Annotated in this window: 17 protein-coding genes; 5 read left to right on the top strand and 12 right to left on the bottom strand. The window is 74.4% G+C overall.

What is annotated here, in order from left to right; translation table 11 throughout:
• Positions 1 to 21 precede the first annotated feature (21 nt).
• On the bottom strand, positions 22 to 999 hold the full coding sequence (locus AC3X7Z_RS13175) for a zinc-binding dehydrogenase (RefSeq protein WP_186341852.1): 978 nt from the start codon (positions 997 to 999) through the stop codon (positions 22 to 24).
• Positions 1,000 to 1,121: 122 nt separating this feature from the next.
• Between AC3X7Z_RS13175 and AC3X7Z_RS13170 the strand changes: the two genes are divergently transcribed.
• Positions 1,122 to 1,421: a DUF3253 domain-containing protein gene (locus AC3X7Z_RS13170; RefSeq protein WP_489976195.1), complete on the top strand. Its 300-nt coding sequence runs from the start codon at positions 1,122 to 1,124 to the stop codon at positions 1,419 to 1,421.
• A 15-nt stretch (positions 1,422 to 1,436) separates the two neighbouring features.
• Here AC3X7Z_RS13170 and AC3X7Z_RS13165 read toward each other — a convergent pair whose 3' ends face one another.
• Entirely contained in the window at positions 1,437 to 2,864 is a 1,428-nt protein-coding gene (locus tag AC3X7Z_RS13165; protein WP_186341854.1) for a short-chain fatty acid transporter, read from the bottom strand.
• A 161-nt stretch (positions 2,865 to 3,025) separates the two neighbouring features.
• Between AC3X7Z_RS13165 and AC3X7Z_RS13160 the strand changes: the two genes are divergently transcribed.
• Together AC3X7Z_RS13160 and AC3X7Z_RS13155 are read left to right on the top strand one after the other, a co-directional pair.
• A complete protein-coding gene (locus tag AC3X7Z_RS13160) occupies positions 3,026 to 3,637 on the top strand; it encodes a ClpP family protease (protein WP_489976194.1) in 612 nt (203 codons plus the stop codon).
• Positions 3,634 to 4,236, top strand: coding sequence for a ClpP family protease (locus AC3X7Z_RS13155; RefSeq protein ID WP_186341856.1), 603 nt, complete (start codon positions 3,634 to 3,636; stop codon positions 4,234 to 4,236). The genes AC3X7Z_RS13160 and AC3X7Z_RS13155 overlap by 4 nt, the downstream gene beginning before the upstream one ends.
• A 51-nt stretch (positions 4,237 to 4,287) precedes the next feature.
• Here the strand turns inward: AC3X7Z_RS13155 and AC3X7Z_RS13150 are convergent, their stop codons facing one another.
• From AC3X7Z_RS13150 to AC3X7Z_RS13125, 6 genes are all read right to left on the bottom strand, one after another.
• Complete coding sequence (locus AC3X7Z_RS13150) at positions 4,288 to 4,611, bottom strand: helix-turn-helix domain-containing protein (RefSeq protein ID WP_489976193.1); 324 nt, start codon at positions 4,609 to 4,611, stop codon at positions 4,288 to 4,290.
• Positions 4,612 to 4,684: 73 nt separating this feature from the next.
• Positions 4,685 to 6,145 carry a protein adenylyltransferase SelO gene (locus AC3X7Z_RS13145; protein WP_186341858.1) on the bottom strand — a complete coding sequence of 487 codons (1,461 nt, stop codon included), beginning with the start codon at positions 6,143 to 6,145 and terminating at the stop codon, positions 4,685 to 4,687.
• Between the two features lie 39 nt (positions 6,146 to 6,184).
• Entirely contained in the window at positions 6,185 to 7,750 is a 1,566-nt protein-coding gene (locus AC3X7Z_RS13140) for a peptide chain release factor 3 (RefSeq protein ID WP_489976192.1), read from the bottom strand.
• Positions 7,751 to 7,872: 122 nt separating this feature from the next.
• Positions 7,873 to 8,574, bottom strand: coding sequence for a hypothetical protein (locus tag AC3X7Z_RS13135; RefSeq protein ID WP_489976191.1), 702 nt, complete (start codon positions 8,572 to 8,574; stop codon positions 7,873 to 7,875).
• A gap of 237 nt (positions 8,575 to 8,811) precedes the next feature.
• Positions 8,812 to 9,069: a hypothetical protein gene (locus AC3X7Z_RS13130; protein ID WP_186341861.1), complete on the bottom strand. Its 258-nt coding sequence runs from the start codon at positions 9,067 to 9,069 to the stop codon at positions 8,812 to 8,814.
• Positions 9,070 to 9,137: 68 nt separating this feature from the next.
• Entirely contained in the window at positions 9,138 to 10,406 is a 1,269-nt protein-coding gene (locus AC3X7Z_RS13125; RefSeq protein ID WP_489976190.1) for an MFS transporter, read from the bottom strand.
• A 136-nt stretch (positions 10,407 to 10,542) separates the two neighbouring features.
• Between AC3X7Z_RS13125 and AC3X7Z_RS13120 the strand changes: the two genes are divergently transcribed.
• Together AC3X7Z_RS13120 and AC3X7Z_RS13115 are read left to right on the top strand one after the other, a co-directional pair.
• On the top strand, positions 10,543 to 12,114 hold the full coding sequence (locus tag AC3X7Z_RS13120; RefSeq protein WP_489976189.1) for a hypothetical protein: 1,572 nt from the start codon (positions 10,543 to 10,545) through the stop codon (positions 12,112 to 12,114).
• Positions 12,111 to 13,337: a lipopolysaccharide biosynthesis protein gene (locus AC3X7Z_RS13115; RefSeq protein ID WP_489976188.1), complete on the top strand. Its 1,227-nt coding sequence runs from the start codon at positions 12,111 to 12,113 to the stop codon at positions 13,335 to 13,337. Before AC3X7Z_RS13120 ends, AC3X7Z_RS13115 begins: the two co-directional genes overlap by 4 nt.
• Here the strand turns inward: AC3X7Z_RS13115 and AC3X7Z_RS13110 are convergent.
• The 4 genes from AC3X7Z_RS13110 to AC3X7Z_RS13095 are packed head-to-tail and all read right to left on the bottom strand — an operon-like array spanning position 13,309 to position 16,997.
• The gene (locus tag AC3X7Z_RS13110; RefSeq protein ID WP_489976187.1) at positions 13,309 to 14,043 is read right to left on the bottom strand and encodes a class I SAM-dependent methyltransferase; all 735 of its coding nucleotides are present in this window, start codon (positions 14,041 to 14,043) and stop codon (positions 13,309 to 13,311) included. The genes AC3X7Z_RS13115 and AC3X7Z_RS13110 overlap by 29 nt on opposite strands.
• Before the next feature lie 19 nt (positions 14,044 to 14,062).
• Positions 14,063 to 15,304: a dTDP-4-amino-4,6-dideoxygalactose transaminase gene (gene rffA, locus AC3X7Z_RS13105; RefSeq protein ID WP_489976186.1), complete on the bottom strand. Its 1,242-nt coding sequence runs from the start codon at positions 15,302 to 15,304 to the stop codon at positions 14,063 to 14,065.
• A complete protein-coding gene (locus AC3X7Z_RS13100; protein WP_489976185.1) occupies positions 15,301 to 16,050 on the bottom strand; it encodes a sulfotransferase family protein in 750 nt (249 codons plus the stop codon). Before AC3X7Z_RS13100 ends, rffA begins: the two co-directional genes overlap by 4 nt.
• On the bottom strand, positions 16,047 to 16,997 hold the full coding sequence (locus tag AC3X7Z_RS13095; RefSeq protein WP_489976184.1) for a glycosyltransferase family 2 protein: 951 nt from the start codon (positions 16,995 to 16,997) through the stop codon (positions 16,047 to 16,049). The genes AC3X7Z_RS13100 and AC3X7Z_RS13095 overlap by 4 nt, the downstream gene beginning before the upstream one ends.
• Positions 16,998 to 17,049 lie beyond the last annotated feature (52 nt).

Below are 17,049 nucleotides of genomic sequence, written 5' to 3'. Positions count from 1 at the left end.
GCGTGACCCCGCGGCGTGGTGTCACGGGCGCAGCAGGATCTTGCCGCGTCGCCCCGGCGCCGCACTGGCACGCGCGGCGTCGGCGATCTCGTCGAGGCCGTAGACCTTCTCGACCGGCAGCGTCAGCGTCCCGGACGCGATGCCGGTGACCAGCTCACCCATCAGCGCTGCCCGCTTGTCGCGCGCCATGGCGGGGAAGACCTTGCTGCCCCAGAAGCCCTTGATGACGACCTGCTTGAAGATCACGTCACCCGAGCTGATCTCCATCGTGGGCGAGGCCATGGCGCCGAAGACCACCAGCACCCCGTCCTCCGCCAGGAGGGAGACGACGTCGCCGGCCGAGGTGCCTCCGACCGAGTCGACGCCGGCGACGACGGGCGCCTCGCCGACGATCTCGCGCACCCGCTCGCGCCAGCCGTCGTCGTCGGTCGCGACGACCCGCTCGATGCCCTGCTCGCGCAGCTCGCCGACGCCGTCGGAGCGGCGGACGAGGCCGAGGACGTTGACGCCGCGCGCCGCGGCCAGCTGGGCGACCAGGCGGCCGACCGCGCCGTTGGCGGCGTTCTGCACGATCCAGTCGCCCTCGGAGACCTCGAGGAAGTCGAGCAGCGCGATGGCGCTGAACGGCATCGAGACCAGCTGCGCGGCGGCCTCGTCGCTGATGCCGTCGGGCACGGGGGTCAGCCCGGCTGCCGGGGCGACGACCCGCTCGGCCCAGGCGCCGAAGGTGCCGCCCGTGGCGACGCGCTGGCCGACGGTGAGACCGTCGACGCCCTCGCCGAGCGCCTCCACCACGCCGACCAGCTCGGTGCCGGCACGGGCCGGCATCTCGGGCTTGAAGCCGTAGCTGCCACGCACGGTCCAGAGGTCGTGGTTGTGGATCGGCGAGAGCAGCACGCGCACGAGGGCCTGGCCCGGGCCGGGCTCGGGGTCGGGCACCTCCTGGACCGAGAGCACCTCGGAGGGGTCGCCGAACCTGGGCTGGACGAGTGCGCGCATGGGACTGCCTCTCGGATGAAGGTCGAACGGACAGAGGGCACAACCACCGATCCGGGCCGGCTATGCCGGACCGTGCCCATGGGGGTGAGGTCGGAGCGGCGCGAGCGGCGCACGCTGGGGGCATGCCCGGCGACCCGACACCCGACGCGCCGTCGGGCCGGCCCGCGACGGCCGATGTGGATCGGCGGCTCGAGGCGAGCATCCTCGAGCTGCTGGCCCGCCGCGGCCCCACCTCGACGATCTGCCCGTCCGACGCGGCGCGGGCCGTCGGCGACGCCGACTCGTGGCGCGAGCTGATGGAGCCGGCGCGCCGGGCGGCCCGTCGCCTCGTCGACCGGGGCCGGGTCGAGATCACCCAGGGCGGCCGGGTCGTCGACCCGGCCGCGGCCGCCGGACCGATCCGCATCCGGCTGCGGCGTTGACGCGTCGGCGCCCGGTCAGGGCATCACGGGCGGGACGAACTCAAAGGTCATCCCGAGCAGCCACAGCAGGATCAGCACGACCGGCAGGTGGAAGACGAACTGCAGGAAGGTGAATCCGACGAGGTCGCGGGCACGCACCCCGAGCACCGCCAGCAGAGGCAGCATGAAGAACGGGTTGACCAGGTTGGGCAGCGCCTCGGCGGCGTTGTAGATCTGCACCGTCCAGCCGAGGTTCATCCCGACGTCGGTGGCCGACTGCATGACGTACGGCGCCTCCACCAGCCACTTGCCCCCACCGGACGGGACGAGGAGCCCGAGCAGCGCCGTGTAGATCGCGATGACGACGGCGAACGCGCCGCCGCCGCCGATGTCGGTGAACAGGTCGGCGAGGTGCTCGGAGACGGTGATCCCGCCGCGGCCCTCGGCGCGGGTCAGCACGGCGGCCATCGCGGCGTACAGCGGGAACTGCACCAGCACGCCGGCGGTGGTCGGCACGGCCTTGGTGACCGCGTTGAGGAACCCGCGCGGGGTGCCGTGGAGGACCAGGCCGAGGATCAGGAACACCATGAGGTAGCCGTTGAGGCTGCTGATCACGGTGAGGAAGGGCAGGGTCGCGAGCTGGTGGACGAGCCAGCCGAGGGTCAGCAGCCCGACGAGGGCCGGCAACACCCGCGAGTACTCGAGGCGCTCGCCGGGACGGGTGCGCGGCGCCATCGGCTCGACCTCGTCGGAGAGGTCGACGTCCATGTCCTCGGCCGTGCGGACCGCGTCGCCCTGTGGCGCCGACGCCCAGGCGACGGCGACGCTGAGGACGATGAGGACGACCGCCATCACGAGCGACTGCCAGGTGAGGATCGTCGCGCCGAAGTCGAGGACACCGGTGATCTCGAGCAGCTCCGGCGGCAGCGACGCCGGGGTCGCCTGCAGCTGGGCGGCGGACGAGGACAGGCCGAGCGCCCAGACCGCGCCGAGGCCGAGGTAGGCCGCCGCGCCGAGCGCCCGGTAGTCGGCGCGCAGGTCGGCGCGGCGCGCGATCGCCCGGGCCAGCAAGCCGCTGAAGACCAGGCTGAGCCCCCAGTTGAGCATCGACACCACGCACGACAGCAGCGCGACGAACGCCACGGCACCGCGCGGCGTCGAGGGGTAGAGCGCGATGCGCTCGATGATCCGCGCGACCGGCGGGGACGTGGCGACGACGTAGCCGGTCAGCACGACCATCGCCATCTGCAGCGTGAACGTCGCGAGGTCCCAGAAGCCGCCGCCGAAGGTCTCCGCCACCGTGACCGGGCTCGAGCCGTTGACCATCGCCGCGACCGACACCAGCACGACGCCGGCGAGGGCGAAGACGTAGGCGTCGGGGAACCACTTCTCGGTCCATGCGGCGCTGCGCTGGGCGAGGCGGGCGAGGCCGCGTTCTTCCTGGGTCTCCGAGACTGTCGACATGGAGCAGCAACGTAGCGGAGTGCGCGTCGGTTGACGCGTGCGCCGGCGGCGCTCGTGTGCGACACCTCCGCACCGATCGACTGAGCCGGCTCCGCCCGGAGCGGATCCGCCCCCCGCGGAACGCCCTGTGGCGCACGCCCGGCGCCCGTCAGGCTGGCGGCATGACCACCCACACCACCTCCGGCATCGAGGACGAGCTCGTCCGCCGCCTGATGCTCCAGCGGATCATCGTCCTGGGCGAGGAGTTGCGCGAGGACAACGGCAACCGCCTCATGCACCAGCTGCTGCTCCTGTCGGCCGAGGATCCCCGCGCCGACATCAGCCTCTGGATCAACTCCCCGGGCGGCTCGGTGTCGTCGATGCTCGCCGTCCACGACGTCATGCGGCTGATCCCCAACGACGTCAGCACGCTCGCGATGGGCATGGCCGCCAGCGCCGGGCAGTTCCTGCTCTCCGCCGGCACACCCGGCAAGCGCTACGCGCTGCCGCACTCCCGGGTCCTGCTCCACCAGGGATCCGCGGGCATCGGCGGCACGGCCGTCGACATCGAGATCCAGGCCGACGACCTGCGGCACACCCGCGACACCGTGCTCGGGCTGATCTCCGAGCACACGGGGCAGGACCGCGAGACCGTCGAGCGCGACTCGCGCCGCGACCGATGGTTCAGCGCTCCCGACGCCCTGGCCTACGGCTTCGTCGACCAGGTGATCAGCTCGGTCGACCACGTGACGCCGGCGCGCGCCCGCACCGTCGGCCTGGCGGGTGTGCGATGAGCAGCTACGCGATCCCGTACGTCGTGCAGCAGACGCCGCGCGGCGAGCGCACCCTCGACCTCTACTCCCGCCTGCTGTCCGAGCGGATCGTCTACCTCGGCACGGAGATCGACGACGGCGTGGCCAACACGGTCATCGCCCAGCTGCTCCACCTCGCCTCGGAGAACTCCGAGCTCCCGATCAGCCTCTACGTCAACTCGCCCGGCGGGTCGATCACCGCGATGCTGGCCGTCTACGACGCGATGCAGTTCGTGCGGCCGCCGGTCGAGACCGTCTGCGTCGGACAGGCCGCGTGGACCGCCGCGGTCCTGCTGGCCGGCGGAGCACCCGGTCGCCGCGCGATCCTGCCCCACGGCCGGGTCGTGCTGCACCAGCCCGCCACCCAGGGACGCGGCACCATCCCCGACCTGATCCTGGAGGCCGACGAGGTGGCACGCGTGCGGCTGCTGCTCGAGGAGGTGCTGGCCCGGCACACGGGCCGCACCGCGGAGCAGATCCGGCAGGACACCGACCGGACGCTCGTGCTGCCGGGAGCGGCCGCCGTGGACTACGGGATCGTCGACACCGTGCTGCACGAGCAGGGCCCGGCGCTGGGCTGACAGGCGGGCAGGGAGGGCGGGGAGGGCGCCGACGGGGCGGGCCCGGGCGGGTCAGGCGGCCAGGGCGAGGGCGTCCGGTCGGCCGGCACGCACCGCGAGCCGCCGCACGCTCAGCTCGAGCGCGCCGGCGATGGCGTGCAGCATCTCCGACGACGGGTCCTTGAGGCCGCGCTCCACCTCGGAGAGGTACTGCACCGACACTCCCGCGCGGCCCGCGACGTCGACGAGCCGCTCGCCGCGCCGCCGGCGCTCGCGGTGCAGCTCGCGTCCGACGAGCTCGCGCCACAGCGGCTCGGGCGCCTGGTCTGCCGACTCGTCCGCCGGGCGGGCGAGGCGACCGGTCGCGGGATCGGGGAACCGCACGATGTCTCCCATGTGCTCGAACCTAGCTCCTCGGGGTCGGTTGCCCTCACGCGTTCTGCTCAGCGCGGAACGTCCGCGGGGCCCTTCACGTGCCGCAGAAGGTCTGGTAGCCGGCGAACGACTCGGGAGCCGGCTCGGCGTAGCGCTCCAGCCCCGGACGCTCGTCGTAGGGCGAGGTGACGGCCTCGACCAGCCGGTCGAACGGGGCGAGGTCGCCCGCGGTGGCGGCGTCCAGCGCCTCCTCCACGAGGTGGTTGCGCGGCACGTAGACCGGGTTGGTCCGGTCCATCGCGGTCGCGTCGGGTCCCAGGCGCAGCCAGCGGGCGGCCCATGCGTCGAAGGCGGCGAGGTCGAGGACCAGGCCGCGAGCGGGCTCGGTGTCCCCGCGGGCGGCGGCCCCGAGGCTGCGGAAGAACGACGTGTGGTCGACGTGCTCGGCCTGGAGCAGGCCGACCAGGTCGGCGACGATGCTCGACGCCTCGGCCGGGTCGACGTCGTCGGGCAGGCCGAGCTTGGCGCGCATCCCGGTCGACCATGCGGTGGAGTAGAGGTCGCGGAACCTGCCGAGCGACTCGACCGCGAGCGCCACCGCCGCGTCCTGCTCGTCGGCCAGCAGCGGGAGCAGCGACTCGGCGAATCGGGCGAGGTTCCACTCGGCGACGACGGGCTGGTTGCCGTAGGCGTAGCGCCCGCCGGTGTCGATGGAGCTGTAGACCGTCGCGGGGTCGAAGGCGTCCATGAACGCGCACGGGCCGTAGTCGATCGTCTCGCCGGAGATCGTCATGTTGTCGGTGTTCATCACGCCGTGGACGAACCCGACGTGCATCCATTGCGCCACCAGGGAGGCCTGGGCGGCGACGACGGAGTCGAGGAGCGCGAGGTGGGGGTGGTCTGCCTCGGCCGCGGCCGGGTGGTGGCGGGCGATCGCGTGGTCGGCGAGGCGGCGCAGCAGGTCGACGTCGTCGCTCGCGCGGGCGTACTGGAACGTGCCCACCCGGAGGTGGCTGCTCGCCACCCGCGCCAGCACGGCTCCCGGCAGCACCGTCTCGCGCTGCACCGGACGCCCGGTGGCGACGACCGCGAGGCTGCGGGTGGTGGGGATCCCGAGTGCGTGCATGGCCTCGCTGACGACGTACTCGCGCAGCATCGGGCCGACCGCGGCGAGACCGTCGCCGCCGCGGGAGAACGGCGTGCGGCCCGAGCCCTTGAGGTGCAGGTCGCGCAGCCGCCCGTCGTCGTCGGCGAGCTCGCCGAGCAGGAGGGCGCGGCCGTCGCCCAGGCGCGGTGAGTAGCCGCCGAACTGGTGGCCGGCGTAGGCCTGGGCCACAGGAGTGGCGCCCTCGGGGAGGAGGGTGCCGGTGAGGAGCCCGAGGCCGTCGGCGCGCAGCCAGTCGGGGTCGAGGCCGAGGTCGGCGGCGAGCAGCGCGTTGAGGGCGAGCAGCCGCGGATCCGGGGTGGCGACGGCCTGCCACGGCAGGGCCAGCTCGGGCAGCTCGCGCGCGAAGCGGCCGTCGAGGACGAGGGTCGGGGAGGGAGCCGAGGTCACCTCCTCGACTGTACGCCGACGGCGGGGACGGCCCGTGCGTCAGCCGCCGCCGGCGGGCAGGGGCTCGAGCATGATGTCGGGGTTGTCGCGGGCGGTGACCATGGCCCGCCACTGGTCGACGAAGAGGGCGAGCCGGGTGCCGTCGCTGCGCTCGAGCACCTCGACGCCGCGCTTGCCGGCCAGGGCGCTCGCCCCGTCGGCGTCGGTGCGGCGGGCGACCTGGTAGTCGAGCCGGGAGAGCCGGATGGGCGAGTTGAACTCGTTGGTCATCCGGTCCTCGACGACCTCGAACTGCATCGGGCCGACGGCGGCGAGGACGGGGTTCTGGTCGCCGCGCAGGTCCGAGCGCAGCACCTGCACCACGCCCTCCTGGTCGAGCTGCTCGATGCCGCGGCGGAACTGCTTGTAGCGGCCGATGTCGCTGGCGCTGGCGGTGACGAAGTGCTCCGGCGCGAAGCTCGGCACGGGCGGGTACTCGATCGGGTCGCCGACGTAGACGGTGTCGCCCACCCGGAGGGACTGGGCGTTGACGAAGCCGATGATGTCGCCGGGCTCGGCGGTCTCGACCGCCGCGGTGTCGCGGCCGAAGACCGACTGGGCGAACTTGGTCGCGAAGGGGCGGCCGCTGCCGGCGTGGGTGACCACCATGCCGCGCTCGAACGTGCCGGACACGACGCGGGCGTAGGCGAGGCGGTCGCGGTGGGCGTTGTTCATCCCCGACTGCACCTTGAACACGAAGGCGCTGAAGTCGTCGCCGGTCTCGCGGACCGACCCGTCGACGCCGGCGGTCGCGCTGGGGTCGGGCGCGATGTCGAGCAGCAGGTCGAGGAGCTGGGCCACGCCGAAGTTCTGCAGCGCCGAGGCGAACATCACGGGCGTGGTCTCGCCGGCCAGGAACCGGTCCTGGTCGTGGTCGGCCTCGTCGAGGGTGAGCAGCTCGTGCTCCTCCACGGCGGCCGCCCAGGTCGCCGCGTCGGCGTCGTCGACCTCGTCGGCGCCCATCCGCCGCTCGGGCGCGCGGGTCGCGCCCCCCGCGGTGCGGGTGTACTTCACGAACTCACCCGTACGCCGGTCGAGCACGCCGCGGAAGTCGCCGGCCTCCCCGACGGGCCAGGTGAGAGGGGTGGGCCGCAGCCCGATCTTCTCCTGGATCAGGTCCATCAGCTCGAGTGCGGAGAGGCCGGGACGGTCCCACTTGTTGATCACCGTCATCACCGGGATGCCGCGCAGGGCGCAGACCTTGAAGAGCTTGAGCGTCTGCGGCTCGAGCCCCTTGCCGGCGTCGACCAGCATCACCGCCGAGTCCACGGCCGACAGCACGCGGTAGGTGTCCTCGGAGAAGTCGCTGTGACCGGGGGTGTCGACGAGGTTGACCACGTGGTCGCGGTAGACGAACTGGAGCGCGGCCGAGGTGATCGAGATGCCGCGGGCCTTCTCCATCGCCATCCAGTCCGACACGGTGGCCCGCCGGTCGCCCTTGCCGTGCACGGCGCCCGCCTCGGTGATGACCCGGGCGTGCAGGGCGAGCGCCTCGGTCAGCGTGGACTTGCCTGCGTCGGGGTGGCTGATGACCGCGAAGGTCCGGCGAGGGCGGGTGTCGGGCACCGCGCGAACCTACCGGCCCGCGGCCCCGACCTCCGCTTCGCCGCCCGCGCCCGAGACCCACGTCACGCCGGCGTAGGGCCGCGGTCCCTGCGGATGGCCGGTCGGGCTGACCCGTGCGCGGGTCAGCCGTCGTGGAGCCCGACGATGACGCGGGCCAACCGGACGGCGGGGACGCCGGCGCGACGGGCGGCGTCCTCGAGGTGGGCGCGGGCCTGCGCGACCGGGATGTCGCGCTGGGCCGCGACGAGCCCGGTGGCGGCGTCGAGCAGCGCCAGCTCCTCGAGGCGCGCCGGGGCCTCCTGCGCCAGGGTGCGGGTGGTGAACGAGAGGTCGGCGTTGGTGATCGCGCCGGGAGCCCACGCCCCGAAGGCGTCGGCCAGCTGCTGGTGCCGGCCGGCGAAGGTGTCGGTGGCGGCCCCGTAGAGGTTGACCGTCGCGACCACCTCGTCGTCGAGCACGACCGGGAGCGTGAGGGTGCTCTGCACCCCGGCAGCGGCGCTCGCGCGGGCGAAGTCGTGCCAGCGCGACTCACTGAGCAGGCCGCCGGGGGAGGTGGTGATGCCGTGGCCGAGGTCGATGGCGTCGACGCACGGTCCGCTGTCGACGTACTGCACCGCGTCGAGGGTCGCGATCTCGTCGTCGGACGCGACCAGGGTGAAGGTCACGCCGAGCTCGCGGGACGCCAGGCTCACCCCGACCAGCCCCGGCGCGACGCGGCGCGCGGTCTCGGTGGCCGCCGACAGGCTCGTCGCCAGTGCGGCGTCGTCGTCGACGTGGGCACCGAGGTCGTCCAGGGCGCGCAGCGTCTCGGGGATCGGTTCCACGCTCGTGTCGTACCCCGCGAGGCGCGGCGTCATGCCGCCGACGCCCGCGGTGACCGGCGCCGCGATCCGGGTCGGGCATCGCGCGGCCGGCACGCGGCATGAGTCGTCGACACAGGGGTACCGCCAGTCACAGGTGCGGGTGACCTCCGGAGGTCACCGGCCCCCAGACCCGGGTGCTCAAGAAGCGGGCACCCGGGTCGCCCTCCCCACGGAGTGCGTCGTCGGCCCCCGGGTGGGTCACATCCGGCCGCGGAGGCCCTTGTAGAGGTCGATCTCCGACCGCAGCCGCGGTGGCAGCGGGGCGCCCGCCGCGGCCAGCGCCGCGGCGTAGGCCTCCAGCGCGTCGAGCAGCGCCTGGCGCAGCTGCTGCTGCTCGCCGAGCCGGGTGGCGTGCCGCGACTGGTCGAGCGTGCGCCGGGCCACGAGCACGTCGTCGAGGAGCGCGGCCAGCTGCTCGTGCCGGCCGGGATCGAGCTGTCGTCCTGATGCTTCCACCATGGCTTGTCCGACCTGTCCAGCCAGGGGCGGGGACCCGGTGCCTCCGCGTGGTGGACGGGTCCAACCTAGCGGCTGCCGCCCACCGGGACGTCCGCGCGGTGCTCGCCGGGCGTCGCCGGCGGGATGCTCCGGTCGGCTGCTGCCGCGCGGAGACGGCGCTGCTGCGTCGACATCAGCGCGACCGCGAGCACCGTCGCGCCGACGGTGACGGCGAACGCGGCAGTGGCGCCCGACTCGTCGGCGAGGCGGCCGGCGAGGCTCGAGCCGAGGGCGTAGCCCAGCCCGGTCGCGCTGGCCAGCGTCGTCATCGCCGCGCCGACCTGGGCCGGCGGCACGGCCCGCTCGGCGAGCGAGAAGACGGCGATCATGTAGGGCGCGACGGCGCAGCCGAGGACCAGCACGGTCGCGGTCGCGGTGCCCAACGAGCCGACGGCCAGCAGCGGCAGCGACAGCACGAGCAGCACCCAGGCGGCGACGAGGGCGCGGCGCTCGTGACCGATCCGCTCGGGGACGAAGGCCGTGGCGAGACCGGCGACCGCGCTGCCGACGCCGAGGGTCGCGTGCACCAGCCCGGCGGCGCCCGGCGTCCCGGCCTCCGTGGCGAGCACGGTGGCGCCGGTCTGGGTGGCGCCGAACAGCATGCCGATCGAGACCTGCGCGGCGGCCAGCACGACGAAGGCGGGCGCGATGAGCCGGCCCGAGCCGACGGCCCGCTCCGTCTCGTGGGTCAGGCGGGCGGACGGGTCGAGCGCGAACGCGGAGCCGAAGACGGCGAGCAGCACCGCGGCGAGCAGGAGCGCCCCGGACGGCGAGACGACGGCGACCGAGAGGCCCACCAGCGCCGGGCCGATCGCGAACGACGCCTCGTCGGCGGCGCCCTCGTAGGAGAAGGCGGCGTCGACGAGCCGGCGCTGGTGGGCACCGGTCGCGCGCGTCAGGGGGCGCCACCTCACCCGGGCCAGCGGCCCGACCTGGGGGAGCACCAGTCCGGTGGCGGCCGCGGTGAGGACGACCAGCCCGTCGGCGGCGTCGGCGCCCACGACCGCGACGAGCAGGGCCAGCCCGGCGGCGCCGAGCAGCGACTGGACGAGGACGACGGGGCGTTGCCCGATGCGGTCGGCGAGCGACCCCGCGACCGGCGCGCCCGCGGCGTTGGCGACGGCCAGGGCGCCGGCGCTCAGCCCGCCGAGGCCGTAGCTGCCGGTGGCCGTCGAGACGAGCAGGAGGGTGCCGAGCTGGCTCATCGCCAACGGCAGGCGGCCGACGAAGGCCACGAGGACGTAGGAGGGGCCGGCGATCGACAGGAGTCGGCGGTAGGAGGCGAGGGGGCTCACGGGATCCTTCAGGGTGCGTCGGTACGACGCGCCGAACCCACCTCCAAGGACGCGTTGAACCCTCTGCTGGCATCCATCCTAGGAGGCCGATCGGACCACCGCCGAATCAGGGTGGCGCCCCCGTAGGGTGGCGGGCGTGCCTCCTCGTCCCGACCGGTCCGACGGCGTCCGGCGCGGCGGGGCATCCCGGCTGCGCGCCGTCGACCCGCTCGTCCCGGTGGTCGGGATCGTCGCGGTCGTCGTCTACGTGCTCCACGGCTTCCACGGCGCGCTGACCCGTGACCTGGGCATCTACAGCTATGCCGGCCAGCAGGTCGCGGACGGGGTGCCGCCCTATCTCGGGGTGCTCAACCGCGCCGGGCCGCTGGCGCACGTGCTGCCGGGGGCAGGGGCGCTCGTGGCGCGCGTCGGCGGCCTCGACGACGTGGTCACCATGCGCGTGCTGTTCATGCTCCTCGCCACGGCCGCGGTGTGCGTGTCCTACCTGCTCGGTCGCGACCTGCTCGGCTCCCGCCCGGCGGGCCTCGTCACCGCGAGCGCGATGCTCGCCTTCCACGGCTTCATCCAGTACGCCTCGAGCGGGCCGCGCGAGAAGACCCCGATGACGCTGTTCGTCCTCGTCGCGCTGTGGGCGGCGACCCGGCGCCGCTGGTTCACCGCGGGGCTGTTCACCAGCCTCGCCACCCTGTGCCTGCAGACGGCGTTCTTCAGCACCGTCACCGCCGTGGTCGCGGCGGCGCTGCTGCTCGCCCACGGACGACGGGTGCGCGCCCTGGTGCAGGTGGGCGTGGGCGGGCTGGTGCCCGTCGCCGTGCTCGCCGCCTGGTTCGCCCTGGCCGGCTCGCTGCGCGAGGCCTACGACGGCTTCTACGGGATCAACCGCCGCTACACGGTTCCCGATCCGCTCGCCGAGGACCTGGAACGGGTGTGGGACGACCTGCAGGTGGCCTACGGCGTGACGGTGTGGCTGCTCCTCGCCGGCACGGTGCTGCTGGTGCTGGTCTCCCTCGCCGCGGTGTCGCGCCGGGCCCGCGACGCCGAGCCGGGGCTCCGGGTGCTGCCCGCGATGGCGGCCGGCCTGGTGGCCGGGCTGGCCTGGATCTGGCGGGAGTACGACGCCTGGCCCGACCTGTTCGCGGTGCTGCCCTTCGCCGCCCTCGGTCTCGGCGCGGCCTACGCGGTGGCCGCGCACGGGCTCGCGCCGCGGCGCCGGGCGGCGGTGGCGGCCGCCCTGGCCGTCGGCGGGGTGGCGCTCGCCCTGACCTATTCGCTGACCTCGCGCGACGACACGCTGCGCGAGCAGCGCGAGGCGACGGAGGCCGTGCTGGCGACCCTGCCTCCCGGCGCCACCCTCACCTCGATCGAGGCACCGCAGCCGCTCGTCCTGGCCGGGCGCACCAACCCCACCCGCTACCAGATGTTCCGCAGCGGCCTTCAGGACTACATGGACGACACCTGGCCCGGAGGCCTGGCCGGCTTCCGCAGCGACCTGGTCGCCGACGGCACCGACCTCGTCGCGGTGGGGGAGACGGTCTCGACCGGGTGGCGCGAGTCGCTGCGGCCCGCCTACGTCTACGTCGGCAGCGCGCCGCTGTGGGACTGGTACGCCCGCGCCTCGCTCGGGCCGGCGACCATCGCCGACCTGCGGGCGGCGGCGGGCTACGACCCGAGCAGTCCGCTCGCCCGCGCACCGGTGCCAGCCGGATGAGCAGCCGCCGGGCACCGATCCTGCTCGCCGCCGGCTCGGTGGTCAGCGGGCTGCTGGCCTACCTCGTCTTCGTCCTGGTCACCCGCGCCCTGGGGGCGACCGCGGCGGCTCCGGTCTCGGTGCTGTGGACCGCGTGGGCGCTGGCGGGCGCCGCCCTCACGTTCCCGCTCCAGCACTGGATCACCCGGTGCGTCGCCGCCGGGCGTGAGGGCGTCGTAGGCCGCTCGGCCGGGGGCGTCGCGACGGTGGTGGTGCTCGTCTCGGTGACCGCCGGGGTGCTGTCGTGGCTGCTGCGCGAGCGGCTCTTCGGCCGCGACGACGGCTGGTTCCCGGTGCTCGTCGCGCTGGTGTTCGGGGGCTCTGCGTGCGTCGGCGTGCTGCGTGGCGGCCTGGCCGGCCGCGGCCGGATGGGGGCGGTGGCGTGGAGCCTGGTCGCGGAGAACGCGCTGCGGTGCGTGCTCGTCGGCGTGCTGCTGCTGGCGGGGGTGCACGACCCGGTCGCCCACGGCCTGGCCCTCGTCGCCGGCTCGCTGGTCGCACTCTGGCCGGCGGCCTGGCGCCTCCACGCGGCCGACGACGAGGCGGGCCGGGCGGGGTCGCTGGCCTTCCTGGGCGGCGCCGCCACCGCCCAGCTGCTCGCCCAGGGCGTGCTCACCGGGGGAGCGGTGGTGGTGGCCCTCGTCGGCGGGTCGCCGGCCGAGGTGACGGTCATGTTCGCGACGCTGGCGCTGTTCCGGGCGCCCTACATGGTCGTGCTGGGCACGCTGCCCCAGCTCACCCACCACGTGACCGGGCTCGTCGCGGCGGAGGACCGGCAGGCGCTTCGCGCGCTCGCGGGGCGGCTGGCCGTGCTCGCTGTCGCGACCGTGGCGATCGGCGCCGTCGTCGGGCTCGTCGCGGGGTCGCCGCTCGTGCGGGCCGTCTTCGGTCGCTCCGTCGAGGTCGGGCCGGGCGTCGCGACGCTCGTGGCGGCGGGGTGCGCCCTGGCCCTGGTCAACGTGGTGCTGATGGTGGTCGCCCTCGCGCTGGAGCGTCCGGGCCGGGTGAGCGGCGCCTGGTGCCTGGCCGTCGTCGCCGGGGCGCTCGTGCTGCTCACGACCGGCGCGGCGGCGCCCCTCGAGCGCGTGGCCGTCGCCTTCCTGGCCGCCGAGGTCGTGGCCACGGCGCTCCTCGCGGTGGTGGCGTCCGGCGCGCTCAGGCCGGGTCGGAGGACGTCGGCCTGACCGCGGCGACGAACACCGAGGAGCCGAAGGGAAGGTCGCCGCGGCGCAGCACCCGCGCCTCCGCACGGCACACGCCGCTCAGCACCCGGTCGAGCGCCGGCGACACCTCGGGCAGGCGCGAGTCGCCCGCGGGTGCGGGCCGGACCCGGCGGCGCAGCCGCTCGGCGGCGAAGAGCGGGAAGACCCCACCGAAGGCGTAGGTTGTGCGCAGCACCCGCGCACCCGCACCCTCGACCAGCGCGACGACCGAGCGCCTGGTGTAGCGCCGGTGGTGGCCGGCCTGGACGTCGTGGTCCGACCACGCCCACTGGTAGGCGGGCACCGAGATCAGCATCCGGCCTCCGGGCGCCAGGACGCGCAGCAGCTCGGCGACCGCGCGGGCGTCGTCCGCGCAGTGCTCGACGACGTCGAACGCCGAGACCACGTCGAAGGTGGCGTCGGCGAACGGCAGCTCGGTGGCCGAGCCGACCACGCCCTCGCCCGGCCTCAGCCCGTCGGGGAACAGGTCCAGCGCGACGTGCTGCTGCGCGCCGCGCATCCACGCGACGCTGGGCGCGTCGGCGCTGCCGACGTCGAGGGTGCGCCGCGGGGTGCCCAGGTGGGGCGCCATCACGGCGTCCAGCAGGTCGGCGCGGGCCCGGTGCCACCAGTAGCCCTCGCGGCGCAGCGAGGAGGAGCCGGGCTGCGCGTGCGTCTCGGCGCTCATCGAGGTGCTCATCGGGGTCTCACCGGGCGGGGGCGGTGGCCGCGCCCGCCTCGAGGAAGGCCGCGACGACCCGGTCGAGGTCCCCGTCGGTGAGGGTGTTGTGGAACGGCAGGCGCAGCAGCCGGCCGCTGACGTCCTCGGCGACCGGGCACTGCGTCGCCCGGACGGCGAAGGCCCGCCCGGCGTCCGAGGTGTGCAGCGGCTGGTAGTGGAAGGTCGCCTGCACCCCCGACTTGCGCATCAGCTCCAGGACGTCGTTGCGGCGGCCGTGGTCGGACAGCAGCACGTAGTACATGTGGTGGGCCGGCTCCCGCTCCTCCGGCACCCGCATCACCTCGAAGCCCAGCTCGTCGCCGTGGGGCGAGAGCGCGGCCTCGTAGTGGTCGTGGATGCGCCGCCGCACGGCCTGCACCGCCTCGCGCTGCTCGAGCTGGGCGAGGAGGTAGGCGGCCAGCACGTCGGAGAGGCCGAACGAGGAGCCGGTGTCCTTCCAGGTGTACTTGTCGACCTGGCCGAGCATGAAGGCGTGGCGGTTGGTGCCCTTGTCGTAGAGCACCCGGGCCCGGTCGACGTCGCGTGCGTCGTTGAGGACGAGCGCCCCGCCCTCGCCGCAGGTGAAGTTCTTGGTCTCGTGGAAGCTCAGCGTCGCGTAGCGCCCGAGGCTGCCGAGCGGCTCGCCGCGCCAGGTGCCGAACAGGCCGTGGGCGTTGTCCTCGACCAGGCGCACCTCGGGCCACTCGGCGAGGACCTCGCGGATCGCCTCGACGTCGCAGGCGACGCCGGCGTAGTGCACCACCACGACCGCCCGGACGTGCTCGTCGAGCAGGGTGGAGAGGTGCTCGGGATCGAGGCCGAGGGTGCGGCGCTCGATGTCGCAGAACAGCAGCCCGGCCCCCTGGCGGGCGTAGGCCAGCCCGGTGCTGGTGAAGGTGAACGACGGCACGATGACGGTGTCGCCCTCCTGGAGGTCCATCAGCATCGCCGAGAGCTCGAGCGCCGCGGTGCAGGAGGTGGTCATCAGCACCTCGGGGGACCCGGTGTCGGCGGCCAGGATCTCCGCCGCGCGGCGGGCGAACTCGCCCCCCGAGGACAGGTGGCCGCCGAGCACGGCCTCCTGGACGTAGTCGAGCTCGCGTCCCACGACCGCGGGCACGTTGAAGGCGATGTCCGGCAGGCCGCCGGTGCCGCCGGGTCCCGGCTGCTGTGCGTGTGCCACCACCGGCACCTCCCTCTCGTCGTCGCCGATCCCGCTCCCGCTCACCACGGCAGCGGACGCCGCAGCCGGGCCGCGAGGTCGGCGTTGCTCTCCCGGAAGTACCCCGCGAGGGCCTCGCTCACGCCTGCGTCGAGGTCGGGCCGGTCGCCGGCGCTCGCGTTGACCGGCCCGGCCGCCGGCGGAGGCGTACGGGCCGGGTCGAGGCCCAGGTCGCCCACCAGTGCGGGCAGGACGGCGGGGTCGGCGAGCAGCTCCTCGAGGAACAGCACGTGGGTCGTCGCCGGGAACGTCGTCGTCCACGGGACCAGCTGCTCGGCGTAGCGACCGCGCCGCAGGTAGGCGAACGGGGACACCGACGAGCGCCGCCGGTCCCACGGCTGGTCGTCGCCGAGGTCGGCGAGCAGCGCCTCCTCGAGCCCGCGGGTCTCGATCCCGTGCGCAGTGCTGAGGCGCCAGTGCGACACCGCCCGGCGCACCGGGTCGCGCAGCAGCACGACCACGTGCGGCTCGCCGAGCATCGCCGCGGCGCGGGCGGGGGCGTGCGGGTCCTCGAGGTAGCTGGTGCTCTTGTCGCCGAGCAGGTCCTCGTCGGTGGCGTGCGCGAACCACGTCCGGTCGTACCACTCGGCACCGCGCGTCGACAGCTCCGCGTCGCAGAAGACCTTGGGCTCGGGGGGCGACGGGCGGGCCATCGCCACGTCGGGGTGGGCGTCGAGCGCGGTGGCGAGGTAGGTCGTGCCGCACCGCTGCGCGCCGACCACGAGCAGGTGCCGGTGGGTGCACCCGCTCACGAGGAGACCCGGCGCGCGACGTGGTAGGTGCTGACGGCGCTGACGGCGTTGAGGGTGCGCACGACGTACTCGCCGAGCATCGACAGCAGCATGATGACGAAGCCGTTGAGCAGCGCCAGCAGCACCGCGATCGTCGTCCAGCCGGGCACGGGGGAGTCCACGAACAGCGACCGGACGAGGTAGAAGAGCCCGAGCAGGAAGCTGCCCCCGGCGACCGCGAACCCCACGCCGGCGGCGAGGCGCAGCGGGAAGACGGAGTAGCTGAACAGGATGGTCAGCACGAGCGAGGCGATGCGGCGCAGGCCGTAGGAGCTGGTGCCGACCGGGCGCGGGTCGTGGCGCACCAGCACGTCGGCGGCGTCGCTGGAATACATCAGCGCCTGGCCGGTGATGTAGGGGTGGGCGGTGCGCGAGGCGCAGATCCGGTCCACCACGTCGCGGCGCAGGATCCGGAAGTTGGACACCGCGAGGCCCGCAGGCTGGTCGAAGACGCGGCGGTTGATCATGCTGATCACCTTGCTGCCGAGCCGGCGGTGGCCACGGGCCTGCTTGCGCTCGAAGCGGCCGAAGACCACGTCGTGGCCCTCCATCGCCTTGTCGATCAGCAGCAGCGCCTGGTCGGGCGGGTTCTGCAGGTCGTCGTCGAGGGTGATGACGTAGTCGCCGCTCGCCTCCCGCATGCCGGCGAGGTTGGCGTGGTGCTGGCCGTAGTTGCGCAGCAGGTCGAGGGCGACGACGTGGGGCGACTGGGCGGCGAGGGCGGCGATGACGTCCCAGCTGCCGTCGCGGCTGCCGTCGTTGACCAGCACGACCTGGTGGCGCAGGCCGGCGGCCTCGAAGACCTCGAGCACGGCGGCGACGGTGCGCCCGACGACGTCCTGGCTGTTGTAGACCGGGATGACGACGGAGTAGGAGAAGTCGGTGGGGTCGGTGGGGGCGGGGCTCACGCTTTCCCTTCCCTCGGCGACACGACCCGGACGGTCGGCTCGTGTCGAGCAT

The organism is Nocardioides sp. Z24_21 (assembly GCF_058134345.1).
Note: the sequence above shows the minus strand (reverse complement) of the source record. Positions and strands in the feature narration are given on the sequence as shown.

Excerpts from the sequence above, each read along its gene's own strand:
- AC3X7Z_RS13115 (WP_489976188.1), top strand. The coding sequence starts at position 12,111 with ATGAGCAGCCGCCGGGCACCGATCCTGCTCGCCGCCGGCTCGGTGGTC.
- AC3X7Z_RS13165 (WP_186341854.1), bottom strand. The coding sequence starts at position 2,864 with ATGTCGACAGTCTCGGAGACCCAGGAAGAACGCGGCCTCGCCCGCCTC.
- AC3X7Z_RS13160 (WP_489976194.1), top strand. The coding sequence starts at position 3,026 with ATGACCACCCACACCACCTCCGGCATCGAGGACGAGCTCGTCCGCCGC.
- AC3X7Z_RS13170 (WP_489976195.1), top strand. The coding sequence starts at position 1,122 with ATGCCCGGCGACCCGACACCCGACGCGCCGTCGGGCCGGCCCGCGACG.
- AC3X7Z_RS13155 (WP_186341856.1), top strand. The coding sequence starts at position 3,634 with ATGAGCAGCTACGCGATCCCGTACGTCGTGCAGCAGACGCCGCGCGGC.
- AC3X7Z_RS13150 (WP_489976193.1), bottom strand. The coding sequence starts at position 4,611 with ATGGGAGACATCGTGCGGTTCCCCGATCCCGCGACCGGTCGCCTCGCC.
- AC3X7Z_RS13175 (WP_186341852.1), bottom strand. The coding sequence starts at position 999 with ATGCGCGCACTCGTCCAGCCCAGGTTCGGCGACCCCTCCGAGGTGCTC.
- AC3X7Z_RS13110 (WP_489976187.1), bottom strand. The coding sequence starts at position 14,043 with ATGAGCGCCGAGACGCACGCGCAGCCCGGCTCCTCCTCGCTGCGCCGC.